This window comes from Ottowia sp., assembly GCF_016703145.1.
Lineage (GTDB): Bacteria > Pseudomonadota > Gammaproteobacteria > Burkholderiales > Burkholderiaceae_C > Ottowia.
In genome coordinates this window covers 372,743-394,910 of the sequence record NZ_JADJCO010000002.1, presented here as the reverse complement: position 1 = coordinate 394,910, position 22,168 = coordinate 372,743, and the positions used below count along the sequence as shown (strand labels likewise).

Sequence of the window (22,168 nt, the reverse complement as noted above, 5' to 3'; positions counted from 1 at the left end):
GATCGTACCCACGCTCAAGCAGATTGCCGCGTTGCCCGCGGTGCTGGGCCGAGTGAACGCGCTGCTTGGGGACAACGGCTTTTACAGCCAGGCCAACGTGATCGCCTGCGTGCAAGCGCGAGTCGAGCCGCTGCTGGCGCTCAAGAGGCGCTCGCATCATGAGAGCGCTGCACCGAGCAATCCGCACCGCTCGGGCTCAAGTCCGGCGTACTAGACCTTGCGGCCGAGGCGCCGCACCAGCGCGGCCGTCGAGGCGTCCAGCCCGGTGGTGTCGCCCGTGGCCAGGCGCGGTTCGATGTTGGCGGCGAGCTGCTTGCCCAGCTCCACGCCCCACTGGTCGAAGCTGTTGATGCCCCAGACCATGCCACTGACCGCCACACGGTGCTCGTACAGCGCGATCAGCGCGCCCAGCGAGGCCGCGTCGAGCTGCTCCAGCACCAGCACGCTGCTGGGCCGGTTGCCGCTGAAGTGGCGGTGGCCGTCGGCGCTGGCACGCCCCAGCATCAGCGCCTGGGCCTGGGCCAGCGCGTTGGCCACCAGGCGCGGGTGGTGGCCGGGCAAGTCGCGCCCGCCGCGCCGCAGCACGATGAATTCGACCGGGATCACGTCGTGGCCCTGGTGGATCATCTGGAAGAACGCGTGCTGGCCGTTGGTGCCCGCTTCGCCCCACACGACGGGCGCGGTGGCGTAGGGCAGCGCGCGGCCCTGCCAGTCCACGCCCTTGCCGTTGCTCTCCATCTCCAGTTGCTGCAGGTAGGCCGGCAGGCGCCGCAGGCCATGGCTGTAGGGCGCGATGCAGCGGCTGGTGAAGCCGTGGAAGTTGCGGTACCACACGTCGAGCAGGCCCAGCCGCACGGGCAGGTTGCGCTCCAGGGGCGCGTGGCGGAAGTGCTCGTCCATCGCGTGCGCGCCGGCCAGCAGCGCGCCGAAGGCGTCGGCCCCGATGGCGATGGCGATCGGCAGCCCGATGGCCGACCACAGCGAGAAGCGCCCGCCCACCCAGTCCCAGAAGCCGAAGGTGGTGGCGATGCCGAAGGCGCGCGCGGCCTCCAGGTGGGTGGTCAGCCCGACGAAGTGCCGGTCGATGGGCAGGCCGCCGCCCTGGGCCACGAACCAATCGCGCGCGGCGTGCGCGTTGACCATGGTCTCGGCCGTGGTGAAGGTCTTGGAGGCGATGAGGAACAGCGTGTTCCGCGGCCGCAGCCCGTGCAGCACGCTGCCCAGCGCCATGCCATCGACGTTGGAGACGAAGTGGATGCGCTTGGCCGGCGCGGCGATGTCCTCCAGCGCCGCCACCACCATGGCCGGGCCCAGGCCGGAGCCGCCAATGCCGATGCCGACGACGTCGGTGATGCGCTCGTCCGCCCGCACCGCCTCGGCGTAGGCCAGCATGGCGCGGCGCGTGGCCGCCACCTCCTGCTGCGCGTTCACTATGAATTCAGTAGCTGATGGCACAATATCCACGCTGGCTGAGGCCACATTTCTCAACAAATGGTGCAACGCGGCCCGCTGCTCGGTGGTGTTGACCAGCGCGCCGGCGAACATCGCGTCGCGCCACGCCGGCAGCCCGCATTCGCGCGCCAGGTCCATCAGCAGCGCCTCGGTCGCCGCGTCCACGCGGTGGCGCGAGAGGTCGGCGAACACGTGCGGCGCCTCCTGGCTGAAGGCGGCATGGCGGCCGGGGTCGGCGGCGAAGGCGTCGCGCACGTCGAAGGCCTGGCCCGACCGCGCGTAGTGCGCGTGCAGCGCCGCCCAGGCGCGGGTGTGGTCGCAGCGCACGCGGGCCGCGACGGGCGACGGCGCCGGCTGGCCCGCCATGTTCAGGCAGCCTGCATCAACTGCTCGAGCTTCACCGCGTCGGCGGCGAAGGCCCGGATGCCCTCGGCCAGCTTCTCGGTGGCCATCGCATCCTGGTTGAGCGCGTGGCGGAAACCCGCCTCGTCGTACCGCACGGCGGGCAGGTCGAGGGCGCGCGCGGCCTCGGGGTCGAGCGCGCGGGCCACGGGCGCATCGCTGGCGGCCAGTTGGGCCAGCAGCTCGGGCGCGATGGTCAGCAGGTCGCAGCCCGCCAGCGCCAGGATCTGGCCGACGTTGCGGAAGCTCGCTCCCATCACCTCGGTGGCGATGCCGTGGCGCTTGTAGTGGTTGTAGATCGCCCGCACCGACTGCACGCCGGGGTCGCCCGCGCCGGCCATCGCGGCCTCGTCCCACGCGCTGCCGGCCTGCCTCTTGTACCAGTCGTAGATGCGGCCGACGAAGGGCGAGATCAGGCGCACCCCGGCCTGCCCGCAGGCCACGGCCTGGCAGAACGAGAAGAGCAGCGTCAGGTTGGTGTGGATGCCGCGCCGCTCCAGGCGGCGCGCCGCCTCGATACCCTCCCAGGTGGCCGCCACCTTGATGAGCACGCGGCCCGTGTCCACACCCTCGGCCTGGTACAGCCGGATGAGGCGCTCGGCGCGCGCCACGCTGGCCCCGGTGTCGAACGACAGGCGGGCGTCCACCTCGGTGGACACGCGGCCCGGGATGATCGACAGGATCTCGCAGCCGAAGCGCACCAGCAGCCGGTCCATGGCCTCTTCCAGGCCGTGGCGGCGCCAGCGGGCGACCGTGTCGGCCAGCAGAGGCGCGTACTCGGGCTTCTGCACGGCCTTCAGGATCAGCGACGGATTGGTCGTCGCGTCCTGGGGCTGGTATTGGGCCAGTTGCTTGAAGTCGCCGGTGTCGGCGACCACCGTGGTGAACTGCTTGAGCGCGTCGAGTTGATTCATGGCGCCCGATTATCTGCCCTCTAGGCGAGGAGAGACGATGCCTGGCCACCACCTTTGGGACGGCCCAGCAATAAAAAATGTCCGATGTCAAGTCCTTGTGGTCGGATTGGATCGGAGAAAATCTCCATACGCCACAATCAGTTAGGTTCTATTTAGGCAGTTCTTCGGTGGTCGCACTTTGAAGCCTAGGAGCCACATAGGGACACGTCGGTGGCAAACATCGGCGTGCCCTAGAGGGCGTTGTGGCGTCCCGAATCAGCCTGGGATCGAGGCCTCCGCAGCGGCTTTTGCCTCCTGCGACAGGTTCTCGCGGAGCCGCGTGGAGGCCACTGCATCGGAGGCGGAACGGCTCAAATTGACGGTGGCCTGTGAAGGCCAGTCCGTCGTCCCGGCTGCAATGACTCCAGACTGCTCACCGAACTCCTTGGCGAGCCGCTGGCGAATTGACTCGGGGATAAAGGCCGCACCAGGCAGTGCATATGCAAGGTACTCCGTCAGGTACGGATGCTTGTGCCAGCGCCCACCATCGACCGCGCGTCCCATCGAACGCTCGAAGTGAGAGAGCAGAACTACCAGCGCGCCTCGCCGCTGAGTTCCTGGGTCGGACGAGTGCATCCACTCATACCCGGTGCGCTTGATCTGCTCACGCTCCTTGTACGGCATCGGCACGAAGCCCAACACTGCCTGCGCCTCCTCGAAGTGCTTATGCCGCTCGCCGTGCGCCTTAATGTCGGCGGGCAGTGCCCCATCGAAGGTGTAGGAGCAGAAGCGGCAATGGTGCGCACCGCCGTCCACGTCAACGTGGCTGACCGCCTGCGCATCGTAGCGCTTTTGCAGTTCGTGGAAGTGGCGCACGCCATACTCAGCCGCAGCAATGGCATCAAGCCGTTGCATATACGTGAGGTCTGGGAATGCAGCTTTGGCCGCCTTGGCGGCTTTCTTAACGCGAGCCAAGTCGGCCCATGTGATGGTGCTTATCTTCATTGGTTTCTCAATCGAAGACTCCTAGGGCCCGCTCAGTAGGAATCCGATCAAGATTCCAATGGAAATTGCCATTGGTAGTGAGTGAACTTTGCCATTGCGGACGGCCAGCACCTACCCGTGCATGATCCGAATTTTAGCAAGATCAGGCTTGAGCGGGCGATGGCGGGCTCTGCTGTGCCTTGCGCCGAAAGCCCCGATCCCCCGCCATGAACGCCTCCAGCATGTGCGGGATCAGCTTCTCGGTATCGACCGCCTCGCCATAAGCCTGCGCGTGCAGCGCGGCGTAGCGGTCGAGGTCGGCTTTCAGGCTGGCCGGGCAGGCAAAGGTCAGCTTGACGTTCTCGGTCTTGGGCAGCGGCCCCAGCCGGAGCTTCTTGGCGGTTTTCATTTCGCAGCTCCACGGTTGAAGAACAATGGCTGGTAGGGACGCAACACCAGATCGCGGTTAACGATGATCCGCACTGGCAGCCCCGGCCGCGCCGTCAACGTCGGCTGGATGTTGATGTTGCGCCGGGTCATCTCCTGCCCGACCTGGTTGATGCTGTCCTGGGCGCTGTCGCGCCCGGCGATCACGATGCGGTTTCCATCCTGCCGGTTTTCCGGTGCGGCCAGCTCGGCGCCCACGCCGAGCAGCGTGGTCAATGCGGCCCCGGCCAGGATGCGGCCCCAGTGCCGGTCTACCTCGTCCTCCACACCGGCATAGCCCGCCGGATCGGTGCCCACGAGGTTGTCCAGCGTCAGCGAAGACGTGTCGGGCAGGATGATCCGGTTCCACACCATCTGCACGCGGCTCTGCCCATAGCTCACCTGGCTGTTGTAGCGGCCCAGGATGCGCGAGCCCTGCGGGATCAGCAGGAACTTGCCCGTGGCCGTGTCATAGACCGGCTCCGTCACCGTGGCGATCACGTCGCCCGGAAGATCGGACTTGATGCCCGTCACCAGCGCGGCCGCGATCACTGTTCCCGCCATGACCTGGTACGGCGAGGCTGGCATCTGGAGATGGCCGGAATTACGGGTTTCCGTAGAACCGCCTTTCAGAAAGGCTTCCTTCTGCTCCTGGCGGTTCTGCACCGTGGTCGGATCGGATGGCTGAGCCGTGGTCGAGGTCGGCCCGGCTGCCAGCGGATCGAAGGCTGCACTGGCGCTGGGGGCACCGGGCGCCGCCTGTGCAACAGCGCCAGCGGTTTGCCCCGGCTTGCCCGAGCGGAAGAACACTGACGAAGCCGCCGCCGCTTCGGCCTCCTTGCGCAAGGCATCGTTGGGATCATGGCCCGGCGGCATATAGGTAGGTGTCACCGGTTGCTGCGAAGCCACGATGGCCGGGCCAAGGTCGCCCGGCAGCGGCGGCCCCAGCTCCGGCACCTTCGGCAGCTTGGAGTAGTCCGACGGCAGGCCATCCAGCCCTTCGGACTTCGAGACGCGATCCACGTTGTACAGCTCGGTCTGCTCGCCTCCGCGCCGATGCGGCTGCAATGACCAGATCGTGGCGCCGAGCACGGCGACCGACAGGCCGCCGGTGAGCATGGCCAGCGTGCGGCGGTTCAGGCGCGTGACCGGGTGCGGCTGGGCACGCAGCGCCACCGCGTCGGGTGCGACCTTGCCCGCCTGCGGTGCAAGATCAGGGGAATCGTCCTGGCTCATGATCAGTTCCTCCGCGTGCCACCCGAGACACCATCCGTGCGCTCGATCCGCACCACGTCGCCCTTATCGCCACCCAGGCGCAGCTCGGCCGCGCCGAACAGGCGATCCACGATGTAGTACGGCGAGCGGAAGCGGTAGTTCACCAGTTGCCCATCGCCCTGCGCGCCGATGACGAACAGCGGCGGCAGCTCGCCTTGGGCGATGCCCGCCGGGAACTGGATATAGACCTTCTCGCCATCGTCGAAGGCGCGCAGCGGTTTCCACGGCGGATTGCTGCCGCTGATCGCATAGCGAAACCGAATATTCTCCAACGACAGGCCCGCATCGACCGGCGCGGCGGCGCTGGCCGCCTGCGCCTGGCGCTGCAAGGCCAGCATCTTGTCCTTCGGATACTCCCAAGACACCGAGGCCATCCATGTCTTGTCGGTCGAGGTCAGCTCCAGCAGGTAGGTACGGCGGCTGGTGGTGATGACCAGATTGGTCTTGAGGCCCGAGCGGATCGGCTTGACCATCACATTCACGCGCAAGTCCGCACCAGAACCGCTGGACGTATCGCCTACGATCCAGCGTACTGTGTCACCGGCGGCCACCGTCACCAGCTCCTCGCCCGGCTGGAGCGCGATCACGGTCACGCGGCCCACGGCCGCATAGACCTGATACAGCGCGCCATCGGTGAACGGCCACACCTGGATCGCATTCACATAGCCCTCGCGCGTGGGCGCAATGCGCGCCTCGGCATTGGCGCGCGACACGCGCACCTTCTCGTCCGCAGGCTCTTGCGTAAGTTTGGCGTCCCCCGTGCCGGGCAACGGCATCAGTTGCCCCAGCAAGGCCAATGGCTCGGGAACGCTGACCACCTCCACGGGCTTCGGTACCTCGGGCAATGCTTGCGCCTGCACCGGCTCATCGAGCGAGATCGACGGCGGCGGCTTGCCCTGCGTGGCGCAGCCCGTGAACAGGACGGTGGATGCCAGCAGGATCGCCGGCAAAGCGGATTTACGGAAACGTGCATTCATGGTTTTGCTCCTTCAGAAGAATCCAGTTCACGGCTCCACGACAAGCCATTGACGTAGATGCCCAGAGGGTTCTTGCGCACACGTTGCTCGGTGCGCGGGGTTTGCAGCACAGTGGAGATCACCGCGTTCCAGCGTTCGGTGCGGTCCAGCGCGCCGTTCACAAAGCGTGTCTCCGTCCAGCGCACGTTGAAAGACGACTCACTGGCGCGCGTCACGCTGCTGATCTGCACCGTCACCGATTCCTTGCCAATGCGCGAGAAAGGATCTGCAACTCGCGCGTACTCGTTGAGCACGACTGCGCCCTTGTCGGTGGTGTAGTCATAGGCATCCAGCCAGTTCTGCCGCACCACGATGGGGTCGACGGACAAGCCACGCACCAGACCGATGAAGCGGCCCAGGTGGTAGGCCACCTGGGCATCGCTGGGCTGGTACGGCGTGGCGGCTTCGCCGACGGCGCGTACCTGGCCGGCGTTGTCCACCTCGATGACGTAGGGTGTCACGATGGACTGCGCCGAGCGCCAGACCAGGCCCCCGGCCATCAGCACGGCCAGCGTGAAACAGCCGAAGGCCATGAAGCGCCAGTTCTTCGCCTGCACGCGGGCCGAGCCGATGCGCTCGTCCCACACCTGCGCGGCGGATTGGTACGGAGTGGCAGGCTGCGGCGTGTCGGCATAGCGCACCTGCGGTCGTTTGAATCGCATGGTCTTTCTCCTTATGAATCGGAATCACGAAGGCTTGGGCCTTGGCTGGAGCTGCCACCGTCGCCACCGCGCAGCGTGTGGGCAGCGGTCGTAGCGGCATGGCTGAGCTGCTGCCTGCGGTGCAGGCGCTTGGCCCAAGCGGGTTGTTCGGTGGGTGGTAATGAGGCAGCGGCATCGGCGGCGGCGCCCGATGCAGTTCCAGTCGCTCCAGAGCTGGCGTCACCGCCTTCCCGGAATGCGGCTGCGGCGCGCTTTGTCATCGAGCGCGCGCTATCGGCCACTTTCTGCCCGGCCGCCTGCGCGCCGGTCTTGGCGACATTGCCCACGCCGGCGGCGGCACCCTTGAGGCCGCCGCCAGCCGAAGCGGAGCCCGCCTGGAACGCCGACCTGGCGCTGCTGGCGGTCGATGCCATGGAGCGGGCGCCGCCGCTCGCCACCTTGGCGGCGGCTGGCGCCATGCGCGCCCCGGCCGCCACGGCGCTGCCGACGCCCGTGGCTGCAGCGCCGACCGCCACGGCGGTTCCGGCCGCGCCGATGGCCGCACCCGCCATCGCACCCGCACCGAGCTGCGGTCCGCCGGACACCAGCCCCGCCGCAATACCCGGCCCGAAGATGCCCAGGGCCAGCATGGACAGCGAGGCCAGCATGATGACCAGTGCCCGGTCAATCGAGGGCTCCGAGCCAGCCGGTATGTTGAACTCGGAGAACAAGCCCGAGCCGATGCCCACGATGACGGCCAGCACCAGCACCTTGATGCCCGAGGACACCACGTTGCCCAGCACCTTCTCGGCCAGGAACGCCGTCTTGTTCCAGAGGGCGAACGGCACCAGCACGAAGCCCGCGAGCGTGGTCAGCTTGAACTCGATCAGCGTGACGAAGAGCTGCACGGCCAGCACGAAGAAGCTGATGATGACCACCAGCCAGGCGAAGAACAGCACCACGATCTGGTCGATGTGCACGAACACCTCGGGGAAGCCCGCGAGGTCGCCGATCTGCTTGAAGATGGGCGCCGCGGCATCAACACCCACCTTGGCCAGGTGGCCCGGTTGCAGGAAGTTGCCCATGCTCAAGGTCGAGCCGCTGGCCGTCAGGCCCAGACCCGCGAACGAGCGGAACACGATGCCCGCCAGGGTATTGAAGTTGCCGATGATGTAGGCGAAGGCACCGACATACAGCACTTTGCGGATCAGCTTGGCGATCACGTCCTCGCCCTGGCCGCTGGCATGGCTCATCGCCCAGAACAGCCCGGCGAGCGTCATGTCGATGACGATCAGCGTGGCCGTCAGGAACGCCACCTCGCCCTGCAGCAGCCCAAAACCCGAGTCGATGTAGCGCGAGAACGTGTCGAGGAATCGGTCAATGACCGTCACGTCGTTCATGGCTGTGCTCCGTCAGTTGCCGTAGAAGTTGACGGGGTACGGCGTATACGGGGTGCCCGTACCCAAGAAGCGCCGCCGTACTTCTCGCCCGCGCTCGGCCGCCGCAGCTTGCCGGGCCAGCTCCAGTGAGGTCGCGCGATCCTGCGTGAGTTGCAAGCGCTGCGTCTGGATGGATTGCTTGGCCTGCAAGGCTAGAAGCTGGTTAGTCGCTTGCATCGCCTGCAAGGCTCCCACTGCGGACTGGCTCTTGCCCACTAGATCGGCCAGCACCCCTTCGTCATCCTTGAGGTTCTGCGACGCCTGGGCCTGCATCTGCATCGCGGTCTGCAAACTGGTGAGTGTGTTTTTCCAGCGTTCCTGCGTGTCGCGGTACATCTGGTCGCCGCTCACGGTGGCGGCGTATTGCTCGGGATACAGCCGTTGAAACATCCGGTCCATGTTCGCCACGTCATAGGCCATGCCTTTGGCCTGGTCGATCAGCCGCTGCGTCAACGCCAGGTTGGCCCGCAGCCGGCTCACCACGCTGAACGGCAGACTAGCCAGGTTGCGCGCCTGGTTGATGAGCATCTGCGCCTCGTTCTGAAGTTGCTTGATCTGGTTGTTGATTTGCTCCAGCGTGCGGATCGCGGTCAGCGTGTTCTGCACGAGGTTCGTGGGGTCGATGACGACCCATTGCGCCTGGACGGTGGGCACGGTGCAAAGCAGCGATGCAACGACAGCGGCGATAAGGTGCTTTTTCATGATGGGTTCTCCTATGGGTGGTCAGCGGTGCGAGGGGGAAACTGAGAGATCAGCGGCGCAAGGCCGGGGAACGTGGGCAGCAGATCGGCCGCCCAATCGAGGCCGCGATGGCGCAGCCAGGCGCCCGCGAAGCCGGGCACGCCGGCGTCCAGCAGCACGCGATCCATGTCCCGCTGGTCCTGCGGCGAGGACGCGCCCGCAAACGCCAGCGTCGCCGGCCCGAGGTCGAGGTCGAACAGGCGGTTGCCGAGGCGGGATTGGTAGTAGTAGTCGCGCTTCGGGACTGCTGTGGCGACGATCTCGATCTGCCGGCTGTTGAGGCCGAAGCCCTGATAGATCGTCTTGATCTGCGGCTCGGTCGCCTGCGGGTTCGGCAGGAAGATGCGGCTGGCGCAGCTTTCGATGATCGCGGGCGCGATGCTCGAATCCTTGATGTCCGCCAGCGACTGCGTGGCGAAGATGACGCTGACGTTCTTTTTCCTGAGCGTCTTGAGCCACTGGCGGATGCGCGCGGCAAACACCGGGTCATCGAGAAACAACCAGGCTTCATCGAGGACCAGCAGCGTGGGCGCACCGTCAAAGCGTTCGTCGAAGCGCGCAAAGAGGTAGTGCAGCACGGCCATGACGGCGGCCTTGCTGTGCATCAGCTCCTCCATCTCGAAGCACTGCACCGCACCGGAACCCAGCCGATCCACATCCGCGTCCAGCAGCTTGCCGTGCGCGCCGCCCAGCACATAGGGCGCAAGCGCCTGGCGCAGAGCATTCGATTGCAGCAGCACCGACAGGCCCGTCATCGTGCGTTGCTCCTCCGGCGCACCGGCAAGGCTGCCGAGTGCCGACCACACGGCGGCCTTCTCGTCCGGGCCGACGGCCACGCCTTCATGCCGGAATCGGCCTTCGATCCATTCGGCCGCCCAGGTGCGATAGCCCTCGCGGTCGATGCGAGCCAAGGGCTGGAAGGCGATTTCGCCATCCGTACCCAGGTCGTAGTGCTCGCCGCCCAGGCCGAGGATCGTGGCGCGCATCGAGCGCCCCATGTCGAACGCGAAGATGCGCGAGCCGCGATAGCGACGAAACTGCATCGCCAGTGTGGCAAGCAAAACCGACTTGCCCATGCCGGTTGGCCCGGCCACCAGCGTGTGGCCCACGTCGCCGATGTGCGTGACCAGCCGGAACGGCGTCGCGCCTTCGGTGCGGGTCACGATGAGCGGCGGCCCGTCGAGATGGGCATTGCGCTCAGGCCCAGCCCACACAGCAGACACCGGCATCAGGTGCGCCAGGTTCAGCGTGGAGATGATGGGCTGGCGCACGTTGGCGTAGGCATGGCCTGGGATAGACGACAGCCAGGCATCCACGGCATTTAGCGTTTCGGGGATCGTCACGAAGCCGCGTCCCTGAATCACCCGCTCCACCATGCGCAGCTTCTCGTCGGCCTTCGCCGGGTCCGCATCGAGCACCGTCACCGTCGCGGTGACATAGCCAAAGGCCACCTGGTCGCTGCCCAGCTCCTGCAGGGCCGCGTCCGCATCGGCCGATTTGTTGCTGGCGTCGGTGTCCACCAGCGGGCTTTCCTGCTGGAAGATGGTTTCGCGCAGCAGCGCGATGACGTTCTTGCGCTTGGCGAACCACTGGCGGCGCAGGCGCCCCAATTCCCGTTCCGCATCGGCTTTGTCCATGCACAGAAAGCGCGTACTCCAGCGATAGCCAAAGCCGAGGCGGTTGAGGTCGTCCAGAATCCCCGGCCAGGTCGAGGTCGGAAAACCCCGCACCGTCGCCACGCGCAGGTGCTGGTCGCCCAACATCGGCGCCAGCCCACCAATGAGCGCGGAATCCGTCAGCAGCGCGTCAATGTGAAATGGCACTTCGGGCACATTCACGTGGTAGCGCCGCGTCGAGATCGTGGCGTGCAAGTACGTCAACGTCTGGCTGTCATCCAGCCAGGCAATCTCCGGCATCACGCCATCGAGCAGGTCGAAGACGCGATCCGTTTCTGCCATGAAGGCCGTCAGGCGTTCGCGCCAGTCCACGCCCTCGGTCGGCCGGTTCTCGTACAGCATTCCGGCTGCGCGGGCGTGCGATTCCTCGGGCGGCAGGTACACCAGCGTCAGGTGATAGCCGCTCTCGAAGTGGTTGCCCGAGTCCTCGAAGGTGGCTCGTCGTTCCTCGTCCACCAGCCAGGACAACGGTTCGGGAAACTCAGAGTGAGGATAGTCCGCCGCCGGCCGGCGCTCGGCTTCCACAAACAGAGCCCAGCCCGAACCCAAGCGCCGCAGCGCGTTGTTCAGCCGCGCCGACGTGGCGATCAGTTCGCCCTGCGTGGCGCTGTCGAGGTCTGGCCCCCGAAAGCGCGCCGTGCGTTGGAAACTGCCGTCCTTGTTCAAGACGACACCCGGCGCGACGAGTCCGGCCCAGGGCAGCCAGTCAGCCAGCAAGGCCGGACGCTGGTGGTATTCGGTAAGGTTCAGCATGGCATCACCTCACACGTCCAGCAGCGGCCGGTGCTTGATGTGCCGCGCGAACACGGCCATGAACTGCGGATCGACGCGCGCACCCCATACCGCCAGCGAGTGGCCGACGATCCAGAGCACCACGCCCGGAACCCACAGTTGCAGGCCCAGCCCGACGGCGGCGGCCAGCGTGCCGTTAGCAATCGCCACGGTGCGCGGTGCGCCGCCCATCAAGATCGGCTCGGTCAGCGAGCGATGCAAAGGCACCTCGAACCCAGCCGCGAAGGTATCCGGGGCGCTCATACGACAGCCCCTCCCGAGAAGCTGAAGAACGACAGGAAGAACGAGGACGCGGCGAACGCAATGGACAGACCGAACACGATCTGGATCAGCTTGCGGAACCCGCCCGAGGTATCGCCGAAGGCCAACGCGAGGCCCGTGGCGATGATGATGATGACGGCCACGATGCGCGCCACCGGTCCCTGGATGGATTCAAGGATGGATTGCAGCGGCGCTTCCCACGGCATCGAGGAGCCGGCGGCCTGCGCGGTTCCGGCCAGGAACAACAGCAGCGCGGCCAGTAGCAGTCCTTGCCCCGCAGGGCGGGCCAGGCTGCTCAGCCGTGCGAGGCGCAAAGCCGGATTTGTAGAAAAACGGAAAGCAGGAACGTACATCTGCGTCATGGCAGTTCTCCAGGTTGGTCAGGGGACGGGAAAGTCGCCGCAGCGGGTGCGGCATCGGGAATCGGCGGCAGCGCGGGAAACGGCGTTTCCAGCGCGTCCGCCAGTTGGTAGCCCGCGCCGTCGAAGCCGACGACACGGGCGATGCTCTCGATGCGGCGCTTGCGCCCACGCCCGGCGATGTGGATCACCACGTTGACCGCCTCGGCGATCAGCGCACGGGGCGGGTTCACCGCCACTTCGAGAATCAGTTGCTCCAGGCGCAGCAGCGCGCCCAAGGCGGAACCGGCATGGATCGTGGCGATGCCGCCCGGATGGCCCGTGCCCCAGACCTTGATGAGATCGAGTGCCTCGGCGCCGCGCACCTCGCCGACCACCACGCGGTCCGGCCGCAGCCGCATGGAAGAGCGCACCAGTTCCTGCATGGACACCACGCCTCGGCGCGTGCGCAGTGGCACGTGGTCACGGGCGGCGCATTGCAGCTCCACCGTGTCTTCGAGCACCAGCACGCGGTCGCCCGTGGCGGCGATCTCCGCCAGCAGCGCATTGGCCAGGGTGGTCTTGCCGCTGCTCGTGGCCCCCGCGATCAGGATGTTCTGCCGCTCGTGCACTGCACGGATGAGATAGTCCGCTTGGGCGCGGGTCATCATCCCGTCGAGGACGTACCGCTCCAAGGGGATCACGCCGATGGCGCGCTTGCGCAGGGCGAAGGCGGGGCCTGGCGCGGCCGGGGGCAGGATGCCCTCGAAGCGTTCGCCGGTTTCGGGCAGCTCCGCCGACAACAGCGGCTGGCCGCGATGCACTTCTGCGCCGACGTGGGCGGCCACCAAACGGATGATCCGCTCGCCGTCCGCTTCGGACAGCTCCACACCCATCGGGGAGCGACCCGAGGAAAGCCGGTCGATCCACAAGGTGCGATCGGGGTTGAGCATGATTTCCACCACGTCCGGGTCTTCGAGCGCGGCGGCGATCAGCGGCCCCATCGCTGTACGCAGCATCTGGATGCGCCGGTCCAGTGAGGTGGCGGCCGATGAACGGGGTTCTGGCGGGAGTTGGGGAACGGCGCTCATGACGCACGCTCCTGCGCATCGGCCATAGCGGCCGTGCCTGCCACATCCTCCATCCGCACGGGATCAGGATGCAGTTCCTCCACCACGTCCCGTACCAGGCTGCGCCCGCGCAACAGATGGCGACCCAACTGTTCGACGAACTGTTCAAAGCGGGCCTTGCCCTGGGCGCGTGCTGCGTCCTGGTGCGCCTCGGGCACGGGCGTGCTCACCGTGAGGAAATAGCGGATAAACAGCGCCAGCGTTTCAATCTGGATGTTCTGGTCGCGCTCCAGCCGTTCGGCGTGGCGCGACAGGCGATCCAGGCGCTTGGCAATCGCCGCCTCGCGTTGGTCGGCCGCATCCGGCGACAGCCACGATGCGAGCGCCGCCGCGACGATGGATGACTTGGAAACGCCTTTCTTGGCGGCCAACTCATCGAGCCGTTTGCTGTGCTCTGGCTGGATGAATACATTGAGGCGGTGCTGGGTCATAGGTCGATTCCGTCGTTGGGGTCGAGGGATGCCAGCCGGGCCGTGCGCTGCAGCGCCGGGTCAAGCTGGCGCGGGAGGGGAAGCGGCGCGTCGTCGTCATCGAGCAGCGCGAGGTCGTTGGCTGCGGATGCCTGTTCGGGTTGGTATTCGGAGACTTCGGAAAGCTCAGGCTGGCGGCGCGGGCCGCCGTCGTCGTCGGCGGCGGCGAAGCCTTCAGCGGCATCAGTGACAGCAGCGATCGGCACGGCGGGAATCGCCAACGCGCTCCAATCGTCGGCACGCGCGGGAGGCACGTCTGCGTAACGTCCCGCAGCAAGAACGGGCGGCGGCAACACGCGGTGCTTGAAATTGCTGTCCGCGTAGTAGCGCAGCTTCTTGGCCTTGATCGGCGCCAAGCTGGAGACCATCACCACGGCTTCGTCGGGCGGAAGCTGCATGACTTCGCCGGGCGTCAGCAGCGGCCGGGCCGTCTCCTGGCGCGACACCATCAGGTGGCCCAGCCACGGCGCGAGCCGGTGACCCGCGTAGTTGCGCTGAGACTTCAGTTCAGTAGCGGTGCCGAGCGTTTCTGAGATCCGTTTGGCGGTGCGTTCGTCGTTGGTGGCGAAGGTCACCCGCACATGGCAGTTGTCGAGGATCGAATGGTTCTGGCCGTAGGCTTTGTCGATCTGATTCAAAGACTGCGCGATGAGGAAGCTGCGGATGCCGTAGCCGGCCATGAAGGCCAGCGCTGTCTCGAAGAAATCCAGGCGCCCCAGCGCCGGGAACTCGTCGAGCATCAGCAGCAGCTTGTGGCGGCGCGCAATGCCGTCGCTGCCATCCAGTGATTCCGTGAGGCGTCGGCCGATCTGGTTGAGGATCAAGCGGATCAGCGGCTTCGTTCGCGAGATGTCCGAAGGTGGCACCACCAGGTACAGCGACACGGGATACGCAGCGGAAATCAGGTCGGCGATGCGCCAGTCGCAGCGCGAGGTGACTTCGGCCACCGTGGGGTCACGGTACAGGCCGAGGAACGACATGGCGGTGCTCAACACGCCGGAACGCTCGTTGTCCGACTTGTTGAGCACTTCGCGCGCAGCGGACGCCACCACGGGATGAGGACCATCGCCCAGGTGCGATGTGGTCATCATCCGGTGCAGGGTCAGCTCGAATGGACAAGCTGGGTCGGAGAGGAAATTGGCAACCCCGCGCAAGGTCTTGTCTTCGCCCGCATACAGCACATGCAGGATGGCGCCCACCAGCAGCGCGTGCGAAGTCTTCTCCCAATGGTTGCGCTTCTCCAGCGCGCCTTCGGGATCGACCAGGATGTCCGCGATGTTCTGCACGTCGCGCACTTCATGCGCGCCGCGCCGTACTTCCAGCAGCGGGTTGTAGGCGGCAGAGTTCGCATCGGTGGGGTTGAACAGCAGGCAGTGCGAGAAGCGCGAGCGCCAGCCTGCGGTGATCTGCCAGTTCTCGCCCTTGATGTCGTGGATGACGGCGGATGCAGGCCAACTCAACAAGGTCGGAACCACCAGGCCCACGCCTTTGCCTGAGCGTGTGGGCGCGAAGGTCAGGACATGCTCTGTCCCTTCATGGCGCAGGTACTGGCGGTCGTGCTGGCCAAGGAACACTCCGGCCGGCTGCGTGAGGCCCGCCTTGCGAACGTCCTCAGCGTTCGCCCAACGGGCCGAGCCGTAAGTCGTGACCACGCGCGATTGCCGCGAACGCCAGATCGACATGCCGATGGCAACCACCACCGCGAACAGGCCACTGCCTGCTGCAATGGCGCCACCCGTGTCAAAGACGTGGGGCGCATAGGCATCGAAGAAGAACCACCACTCGAACAGCCGCCAGGGGTGGTAGATCGGCGTGCCGAGGAAATCGAACCAGGGCGAGCCCAGGCGTAGCTGGTAGCCCAGGGCGGCGGCTGTCCATTGTGTGGCGCCCCACACGCCGGCGATCACGATGCCGAACACCACGGCGATCTGACCGAACAGCACGTTCGTCCCTTGCATGACCCTGCCTCCATTCACGGCACAACGACGTGCCGCAGGCTTCAGGATCAGTGCCGTGGGGAGTGACGGTCAAAGACCGTTATCGGAATGTAGATGCCGCAAAAAGCATCGTTTCAGGCAGGAGGGGACACAGTAAAAACGCCGCAGGCGAAAGCGCATTGCGGCGTATCGAACGAGAAAAAAGAACTGCGTTGCAGGCAGCAGACAATCAGAACTTGGAACTTGGGCGGTTCTTTGGATGGGGTGTATGGCACCTTGCCATCACCCACGAAGCGTCGGCGCGTGGCTTCAGCGACCCGGTTGCACAACGCATCGCCCAGTTTGGCCCGATCCAGCTTGCACTGCTGGCGCAGTTCCTTGAGTCGTCCGGGATCGGCCGCGAGAGATTCCACCGTCTCGACGGGAGGAGATGACTTCCCACAGGATGCCAGCGATACCGCCAGCGTCAGGAGAGTGACGATCTTGTTCGGACTCATAACGTGATACTCCTGGGTATTGCGTCTAGGGAATCGGGCAGCGCGTTATTCGTCGTCTGACCCAAGAGCGGCCAGCCGTTCTATGAAGCGCGCCAGCGCCTGTGATGGTTCCGCATCCCGCCGCAACAAATAGGTGGTTAGTGTCGGAGGTCTGCCTGCAAGAGGGCGACCCACCACATCGGGCTCGCGGCTGGAAGCAATATGCGCCGCTCCTGCGAGCCCCAGAGCCAAGCCCGCCGATACCAGCGTCATCATCACATCGAAGGTCGCAACGCGCTGAACGATCAGCGGCTCCTTGTCTTGCCGACGCAGAATCCGGTCAACCTGACGTGCATGACCCTCGCAAATGGCAGGGTCACCGAGCACCAAGGGATAACGCAGAACTTCTTCCAGTGGGATCTGCTTATGAGACAAAACAGGATGTCGCGCTGGCACTGCCACCATCAATTCATCCTCCCAGGCCGGCTCTACAAGGATGCCGTCGCCCACCTCATCTGCCATCGAAAATCCCGCGTCGTAGAGATCATCATGCAGCCCTTTGATCTGCTGAGCCAGTGACACTTCGAACAGACGGATTTCGATTTCTGGGTCCTCCTCACGGCAGCGCGCCAGCAGTGCAGGAAGGCGTGACGGCGTGATGCCATCGGACAAGGCAATGCGCAACTGCCCATGAAAGCCATTGGCAGCAGACTTCACAATTTCACGCGCCTGTTCAAGAGCGGTAAAAATTCGCGGCACGTGCTCCGACAGCAGTTTGCCGGCTCGGGTCAGTCGCGTACTGCGGGAAGTTCGGACAAATAGCTGTGCACCCAATTCCTCCTCCAGCTCTTTGATAGCCCGAGACAGGGGTGATTGCTCCATGTGAAGTCGCTCGGCCGCACGCGCGAAGTGCAACTCCTCCGCCACAGCAAGAAAACTACGTAGATGTCTTAGCTCCATTTCTCACACTCCCGGACCCACTGTTGATGTTGAGCCTCTTGGGGATTGTTGTTGTGGAACCGTTCGGGATAAAGATGAATTCTGGAGTTTCTTTGTCTCCCTGCGCGCTCCAATTTGAGTTGCGGATGGAGATATGGCATTCATCACTAAAACAACCGGGGCCAAGGTCAACCGACCACCTATCCAACTGTCACTCCACGCCGCCTTCCAATCTCCCACGCCACCCCGCCGCCCCGCACCGTCGCGGCGATCTGCTGCCCCAGCCGCTGCTCGATCACCGGCTTCCATGGCACCAAACTGAATCCCATGCCGTCATCGAGCATCGCGTAGTGTCCGCTGGCGAGCATGATGGAGCGCCGGTAGATGCCGGCCACACGCTGGCCGTCTGCCACGGGCCGATGCTCCAGGCCCGTGGCGGCAGCAATGTCTTTCGCGGCCTGGGCTAGTTCCCGGTTGCGCAGCGTGCCCAGAAGGTTGCGCGCCAGGATCACACGCTGTCCGCGTCGCTCGGCCAGTCCCTGTTCTGCGAGGAAGTCGGCGCGCTTTTGCAGCGCCTCCTTGACCTCGCTGCCAAAGCCCAGATCACCCAAACCTTTGCCACCACCGATCAACTGCTGGTCGAGCCAGGTGGCGCCGATCACGCGGGCCTGGCGCTCGATGGGCAGGTGGGATTTGAGCTCGACGGCCACGCCGCCCAGGCGCTGCGCGTCGTACTGGCGACCACGCTCAGGCAGGTCACCGGGCACCTTCCATAGTCCTTCTGCCACGCGTTCCACGATGCCCGCGCGGCGCAGGGCTTCCAAGCGGCGGACATGGGCCGCGATGACCTCCTGCGGATCGCGGCCATCCTTGGCCTGGCCTTGTGCAATCGCCAAGTGATGATCGGTACGGTACAGGCCATCGCTCGCCAGCGCGGCAATGTTCTTGTCCGCCGTGCGTATGTCGACTGAACCCTTGACCTCGACCACCGCGCCCATAGGGTACTGCTCCAGCTCCGTCCTGGGTGGCAACGCCACATAGTGGGCTTTGCCGTCAACGCCATCGACCACCAGATAGCCCCGGTCATACAGCTCGTCGGCGAGGCCCTTGCCCGCCACGCGGCCGATGACGGAGTGCCCATCCTCACCCGACTGGAACACGGCCAGGTCACGCCGCTGGCCGCCCATCGCCCGTTGCATGGTGCGGATGATGTCGCCACGCTCGCCCATAGCCCGCAGAGTGGGCTCGGCCTCGGCATGCACGGCCCAGGTTCCAGGCTGGGTTTTGGTCGCCAGCCCCATGCGCTGCAAGTGCTGCAGGCGCCCGACCAGCAGTAGGCGCTGGCGTTGCAGCTTGGGATCGTTGAAGCGTTCGATCTTTACCAGACCGTCCACGGCCTCGCGCTGCAAGCTGCGATCCAGGGAGGTCCAGCGCTCCTGTTCCACCTCGCGGGCCAGGGTGCGCTGAATCTCCAGCTCGGTGCGCGGCCCCAGCCATTCGGTCGCCAGCTCCATCGCGCGCTCGCGCATCCCGCGGGTGATGTACTCCTGCGAGATGATGAGATCCTTACCGGTGTCGTCCTTGCCGCGCAGCACCACATGGGTGTGTGGGTTGTCGGTGTTCCAGTGATCGACCGCCACCCAGTCCAGCCGGGTGCCCAGGTCGGCTTCCATGCGGCCCATCAGGTGGCGGGTATAGGTGCGCAGGTCTTCAAGCTGCTCCCCGTCCTCGGGAGAGACGATGAAGCGGAACTGGTGGCGGTCGCCTCGGCCGCGCTCCTCGAACGCAGCGGTGTCCGCCTCGTCAGTCAACGGCCCATAGGAACGGCCCGGCCCACCCTGACGATCCACGCCTTCGCGCTCGATGTAGCGCAGATGCTGCACGGTAGATCGGCCGCTGGCCTGCTGCAAGTACACGAGCCGCACCTTGACCGTGGCCCGGCGCGAATGGGCCGTCAGCGACTGACCCGTGAACCGCGCAGCCACATGGCCGCGCCCCAGGCGCGAACCGGGAGCCTTGCCAGTGGTTTTGCCACCCATTCCACGCTTGCCACCCGTGGCGCCCGCTGCCTTGCTGGTCTGGCGCAGCACCTGCGCAATGAAGGTGTCGCCGCGCTGCCTGGGTTTGCCGGGCCGCACGCGGAAACGGTCATCGCCATTGGAGTTTCCACGTTGGCTCATGATGCGGCTCCGGACAAGCCCAGCGCGCCCGAGCGGATGCGGCACACGGAATTCCCAATGACCGCAAGGCATGGGGGCTGTGGGCGGCACGAAGGCGCCCTGGGGCGCGTGCCGCCCCAAACCCACGTGCAGACTGGCTTGGTGCGCACCGTGGTGCCGCACCCTTCAATCTTGCCTTCCGCATTTGCCTCCCGCATTCGCTCCCGGCAATCGCGGCCCGGTGACGACGCCTGCACGTGGGGCGGCTGCATGGAATGCAGGGCCGCATGCTGCGCGGTGTGCCGTGCGAAAGCACAGGCACGCCATGCGCGGCGACATGGCGACGACACGCCCGATAGCACGAGGCCATGTGCGATTGCATGCAGCGAAATGGGGGAAATCATGGTCGTGACTCCAGCCAGACCGGATGCGCCACGCCGATCACGGCGGACGCGCTGACCGGCCCAAAATACCGGCTGTCGAACGACGCCGGGTTGGTGCTACTCAGCAGGAAGAGTTCGCCAGGACCAAGCTGCCGACACTGCGGCCAAGATGGCAGCGCGCGGCCCAGCCGGTCGGCAGGGCGAACGGCGGCCACCGGCACGCCGTCGATCCACACCAGCGCATCGAACACGCACACATGCTGCGGCGCGACCGCGCCCACACGTTTGAGCAGCGGCACGCGCGTCGGCAGGTAGCCGCGCTGCGCAGCCAGCGCGGCAGCGTCGGCAGGCAAGCGGGTCAGCACGATGCTGCCCACGGACAAGGGTCGTGGCAGCGAGCCGGGATGACCGTGAAGCGGTTCCACGCGATACCAGCCGACCGCCACGCTGTCGGACGGGTTGTAAACCAGGCGCGGCAGCGGCTGCATGAAAGCCGCCCAGGCCAGCGCAGCGAGGCCGCAGACGGACAGTGCAGCCAGCACGAGGCGAGCACGCCAACGTGAGTGCGCAGGCGAGCGAGAAATGAGTGCTGCTACGGTGGTCATGGCGACACCCTCCCGGTCAGCCAGGCGGCATGCCGCTCGACGGTGTATTCGGGCAGCGGCAAGCGCGCCGCGAGCCGGTTGCCCAGCGTGCGCCAGTACGCGGGCGAGACGCCGACCGGCGCGATGCCCAGCGCCTCGATGGCGTCGATGCACTCCAGCACGGCGCGGACCTGGTTGTCGCCCTCGGCGTGCAGCAGCAGGCGCGCGCCCGGCTGCACGCCGGGGATGCGCTGCGCCGCATCGAGCGGCGTGCAAGCCTGCATCACCATGAGCTGCCAGCGCACGGTGCCGTAGTCGTTGGCCTGCCAGCGGATGCGACAGAACATCGCGCTCGGTACGAACACGGCTACGCTGCGCCAGCGGTCGAGCCGCAGCGTGCGCGCAGGCTCACCAAAGCGCAGGTAGAGCTTGATCCGGTGCTCCACGTAGGCCAACGCAACGCGCGTCAGCGGCGTTGAAGGGGGCCGCACCGCGTGTGCAGTGAGAGATGGCGGCGGTGCCGCCGTGGTCGCGATGGCAACAGATGCGGCGGCAGGCAAAGCGGATGCGTTCATGGCCTGTTCTCCCTGCGGTGTTCTGGAAACTCCCGCTCCAGTAGCGCGCGCAGCAGGTCGGCCACCGTCACGCCTTGCGTGAAGGCCGATACCTTGATGCGCGCGCGCATGGCGGGCGTGATGTCGAGGGTCAGGCGGGCGGTGTAGGTGTCGCCCTTGTTGAGTGCATCGGCATCGCCTTGGCGAATCCACGCTTCGGCGTGCGGATTCGCGGGCGGACGCGCGCCGATGCCGACGCGCTTGACTGCGCGTTTGCTGTTGGGGGGCGGCTTCGCGGTCATGTCGGCCACCGCAGCAGTTCGTCCACCAGGGCGGTGATTTCTCGCGCAGCGGCGCTGTCGGGCGCCGTCTCGCGGGCGAGCCGGCCAGCGGCCACGCTGTCGGCGAACACGATGCGCTGATGCACTTCCGCGCGTAGCGCAGGCAGCGGCTGGTCGGCGAGCGCCTGCCGTGCTTCGCGCCCAATCACGGTGGTGCTGACGCGCCGGTTGATGACGAAGGCCGCGCGCAGAGCAGGCCGGAACACCTGCGCCTCGCGGATCAGCGCGACCATCTCGGCGCTGGCCCACAAGTCGTAGGGACTGGGCTGCACTGGGATCAGCACCCGGTCGGCCGCCAGCAGCGCAGAGCGCGCCAAGGCCGCAATCCTGGGTGGTCCATCAATGACGACGTGATCAGCCCGCCTGGCGAGTTCTGGCGCTTCCTGATGCAGGGTTTCGCGTGCCAGGCCCACGGCGCTGAACAGCCTTGGAAGACCTTGCTGGCTTCTGCGCTGCGTCCAGTCCAGCGACGAACCCTGCGGGTCGGCATCCAGCAGGATGACCGATTGCCCCCGCATCGCCAGCTCGCCGGCGATGTGCGTGGCAAGCGTGGTCTTGCCCACGCCGCCTTTCTGGTTGAGCAGCGCGACGATCATGGCGCGGCCCTCCGGTCTGGAAAGGTGGCCCGGTGTCGCTCTGCAGAACGGGGTTGGTGTTGGGTTTGGTCTGGGGCTTGTTTTTGCCTTTTTGGCTGCGGTGCGTTTTGCCTTTTGGTGGTTGTCCACCGGGGCGCGGCGCCTCTACTAAAAGTTAGAGTATTTAAGTTAGGTAAGTTAAGGGAGGCCGAAACCCGCGCCCGCATTGGCTTTGCGGGCGATTGGCACGCCTGATAGCACGATAGTCCCACGCCTGATAGCAC

21 protein-coding genes and 2 pseudogenes are annotated in these 22,168 nt (G+C 66.1%); 1 reads left to right on the top strand and 22 read right to left on the bottom strand.

From position 1 onward, the window contains the following. Position 1: 1 nt before the first annotated feature. Positions 2–160: pseudogene (locus IPG65_RS02085) on the top strand (IS5/IS1182 family transposase); the annotation flags it as partial. 50 nt (positions 161–210) lie between these two features. Here IPG65_RS02085 and pgi read toward each other — a convergent pair. From pgi to parA, 22 genes and pseudogenes are all read right to left on the bottom strand, one after another. Further along, on the bottom strand, positions 211–1,818 hold the full coding sequence (gene pgi, locus IPG65_RS02080; RefSeq protein WP_293187636.1) for a glucose-6-phosphate isomerase: 1,608 nt from the start codon (positions 1,816–1,818) through the stop codon (positions 211–213). A gap of 2 nt (positions 1,819–1,820) precedes the next feature. Next, entirely contained in the window at positions 1,821–2,768 is a 948-nt protein-coding gene (gene tal, locus IPG65_RS02075; protein WP_293187635.1) for a transaldolase, read from the bottom strand. Positions 2,769–3,023: 255 nt separating this feature from the next. Continuing rightward, positions 3,024–3,752 carry a hypothetical protein gene (locus tag IPG65_RS02070; RefSeq protein ID WP_293187634.1) on the bottom strand — a complete coding sequence of 243 codons (729 nt, stop codon included), beginning with the start codon at positions 3,750–3,752 and terminating at the stop codon, positions 3,024–3,026. A 142-nt stretch (positions 3,753–3,894) separates the two neighbouring features. Beyond that, entirely contained in the window at positions 3,895–4,140 is a 246-nt protein-coding gene (locus tag IPG65_RS02065; RefSeq protein ID WP_293187633.1) for a DUF2274 domain-containing protein, read from the bottom strand. Next, positions 4,137–5,393 carry a TrbI/VirB10 family protein gene (locus tag IPG65_RS02060; RefSeq protein ID WP_293187632.1) on the bottom strand — a complete coding sequence of 419 codons (1,257 nt, stop codon included), beginning with the start codon at positions 5,391–5,393 and terminating at the stop codon, positions 4,137–4,139. The genes IPG65_RS02065 and IPG65_RS02060 overlap by 4 nt, the downstream gene beginning before the upstream one ends. Before the next feature lie 2 nt (positions 5,394–5,395). After that, complete coding sequence (trbG, locus tag IPG65_RS02055; protein WP_293187631.1) at positions 5,396–6,409, bottom strand: P-type conjugative transfer protein TrbG; 1,014 nt, start codon at positions 6,407–6,409, stop codon at positions 5,396–5,398. Next, positions 6,406–7,110: a conjugal transfer protein TrbF gene (gene trbF / locus IPG65_RS02050; protein ID WP_293187630.1), complete on the bottom strand. Its 705-nt coding sequence runs from the start codon at positions 7,108–7,110 to the stop codon at positions 6,406–6,408. Before trbF ends, trbG begins: the two co-directional genes overlap by 4 nt. Before the next feature lie 11 nt (positions 7,111–7,121). Continuing rightward, positions 7,122–8,489: a P-type conjugative transfer protein TrbL gene (gene trbL / locus IPG65_RS02045; protein WP_293187629.1), complete on the bottom strand. Its 1,368-nt coding sequence runs from the start codon at positions 8,487–8,489 to the stop codon at positions 7,122–7,124. A 12-nt stretch (positions 8,490–8,501) separates the two neighbouring features. Beyond that, positions 8,502–9,230 (bottom strand): P-type conjugative transfer protein TrbJ, encoded by a 729-nt coding sequence (trbJ, locus tag IPG65_RS02040; RefSeq protein WP_293187628.1) that lies wholly within the window; start codon positions 9,228–9,230, stop codon positions 8,502–8,504. Positions 9,231–9,241: 11 nt separating this feature from the next. Then, entirely contained in the window at positions 9,242–11,698 is a 2,457-nt protein-coding gene (gene trbE, locus IPG65_RS02035; RefSeq protein WP_293187627.1) for a conjugal transfer protein TrbE, read from the bottom strand. Between the two features lie 9 nt (positions 11,699–11,707). Continuing rightward, positions 11,708–11,980 carry a VirB3 family type IV secretion system protein gene (locus tag IPG65_RS02030; RefSeq protein WP_293187626.1) on the bottom strand — a complete coding sequence of 91 codons (273 nt, stop codon included), beginning with the start codon at positions 11,978–11,980 and terminating at the stop codon, positions 11,708–11,710. Further along, positions 11,977–12,360 carry a TrbC/VirB2 family protein gene (locus IPG65_RS02025; RefSeq protein WP_293187625.1) on the bottom strand — a complete coding sequence of 128 codons (384 nt, stop codon included), beginning with the start codon at positions 12,358–12,360 and terminating at the stop codon, positions 11,977–11,979. Before IPG65_RS02025 ends, IPG65_RS02030 begins: the two co-directional genes overlap by 4 nt. Then, positions 12,357–13,427, bottom strand: coding sequence for a P-type conjugative transfer ATPase TrbB (trbB, locus tag IPG65_RS02020; RefSeq protein WP_293187624.1), 1,071 nt, complete (start codon positions 13,425–13,427; stop codon positions 12,357–12,359). Before trbB ends, IPG65_RS02025 begins: the two co-directional genes overlap by 4 nt. Next, positions 13,424–13,897, bottom strand: coding sequence for a CopG family transcriptional regulator (locus IPG65_RS02015; protein ID WP_293187623.1), 474 nt, complete (start codon positions 13,895–13,897; stop codon positions 13,424–13,426). Before IPG65_RS02015 ends, trbB begins: the two co-directional genes overlap by 4 nt. Next, a complete protein-coding gene (locus IPG65_RS02010; protein WP_293187622.1) occupies positions 13,894–15,894 on the bottom strand; it encodes a conjugal transfer protein TraG in 2,001 nt (666 codons plus the stop codon). Before IPG65_RS02010 ends, IPG65_RS02015 begins: the two co-directional genes overlap by 4 nt. A 218-nt stretch (positions 15,895–16,112) precedes the next feature. After that, positions 16,113–16,370, bottom strand: a pseudogene (locus tag IPG65_RS02005) (EexN family lipoprotein); the annotation flags it as partial. A gap of 45 nt (positions 16,371–16,415) precedes the next feature. Next, the gene (locus tag IPG65_RS02000; protein ID WP_293187621.1) at positions 16,416–17,309 is read right to left on the bottom strand and encodes a LysR substrate-binding domain-containing protein; all 894 of its coding nucleotides are present in this window, start codon (positions 17,307–17,309) and stop codon (positions 16,416–16,418) included. Between the two features lie 179 nt (positions 17,310–17,488). Then, positions 17,489–19,468 (bottom strand): relaxase/mobilization nuclease and DUF3363 domain-containing protein, encoded by a 1,980-nt coding sequence (locus tag IPG65_RS01995; protein ID WP_293187620.1) that lies wholly within the window; start codon positions 19,466–19,468, stop codon positions 17,489–17,491. 379 nt (positions 19,469–19,847) lie between these two features. Then, positions 19,848–20,435, bottom strand: a complete 588-nt coding sequence (locus IPG65_RS01990) for a S26 family signal peptidase (RefSeq protein WP_293187619.1) — start codon at positions 20,433–20,435, stop codon at positions 19,848–19,850. After that, the gene (locus IPG65_RS01985; RefSeq protein ID WP_293187618.1) at positions 20,432–20,989 is read right to left on the bottom strand and encodes a DUF2840 domain-containing protein; all 558 of its coding nucleotides are present in this window, start codon (positions 20,987–20,989) and stop codon (positions 20,432–20,434) included. Before IPG65_RS01985 ends, IPG65_RS01990 begins: the two co-directional genes overlap by 4 nt. Next, positions 20,986–21,270 carry a chromosome partitioning protein ParB gene (locus IPG65_RS01980; protein ID WP_293187934.1) on the bottom strand — a complete coding sequence of 95 codons (285 nt, stop codon included), beginning with the start codon at positions 21,268–21,270 and terminating at the stop codon, positions 20,986–20,988. The genes IPG65_RS01985 and IPG65_RS01980 overlap by 4 nt, the downstream gene beginning before the upstream one ends. Continuing rightward, positions 21,267–21,905, bottom strand: a complete 639-nt coding sequence (parA, locus tag IPG65_RS01975; RefSeq protein WP_293187617.1) for a ParA family partition ATPase — start codon at positions 21,903–21,905, stop codon at positions 21,267–21,269. The genes IPG65_RS01980 and parA overlap by 4 nt, the downstream gene beginning before the upstream one ends. Between the last annotated feature and the right edge of the window lie 263 nt (positions 21,906–22,168).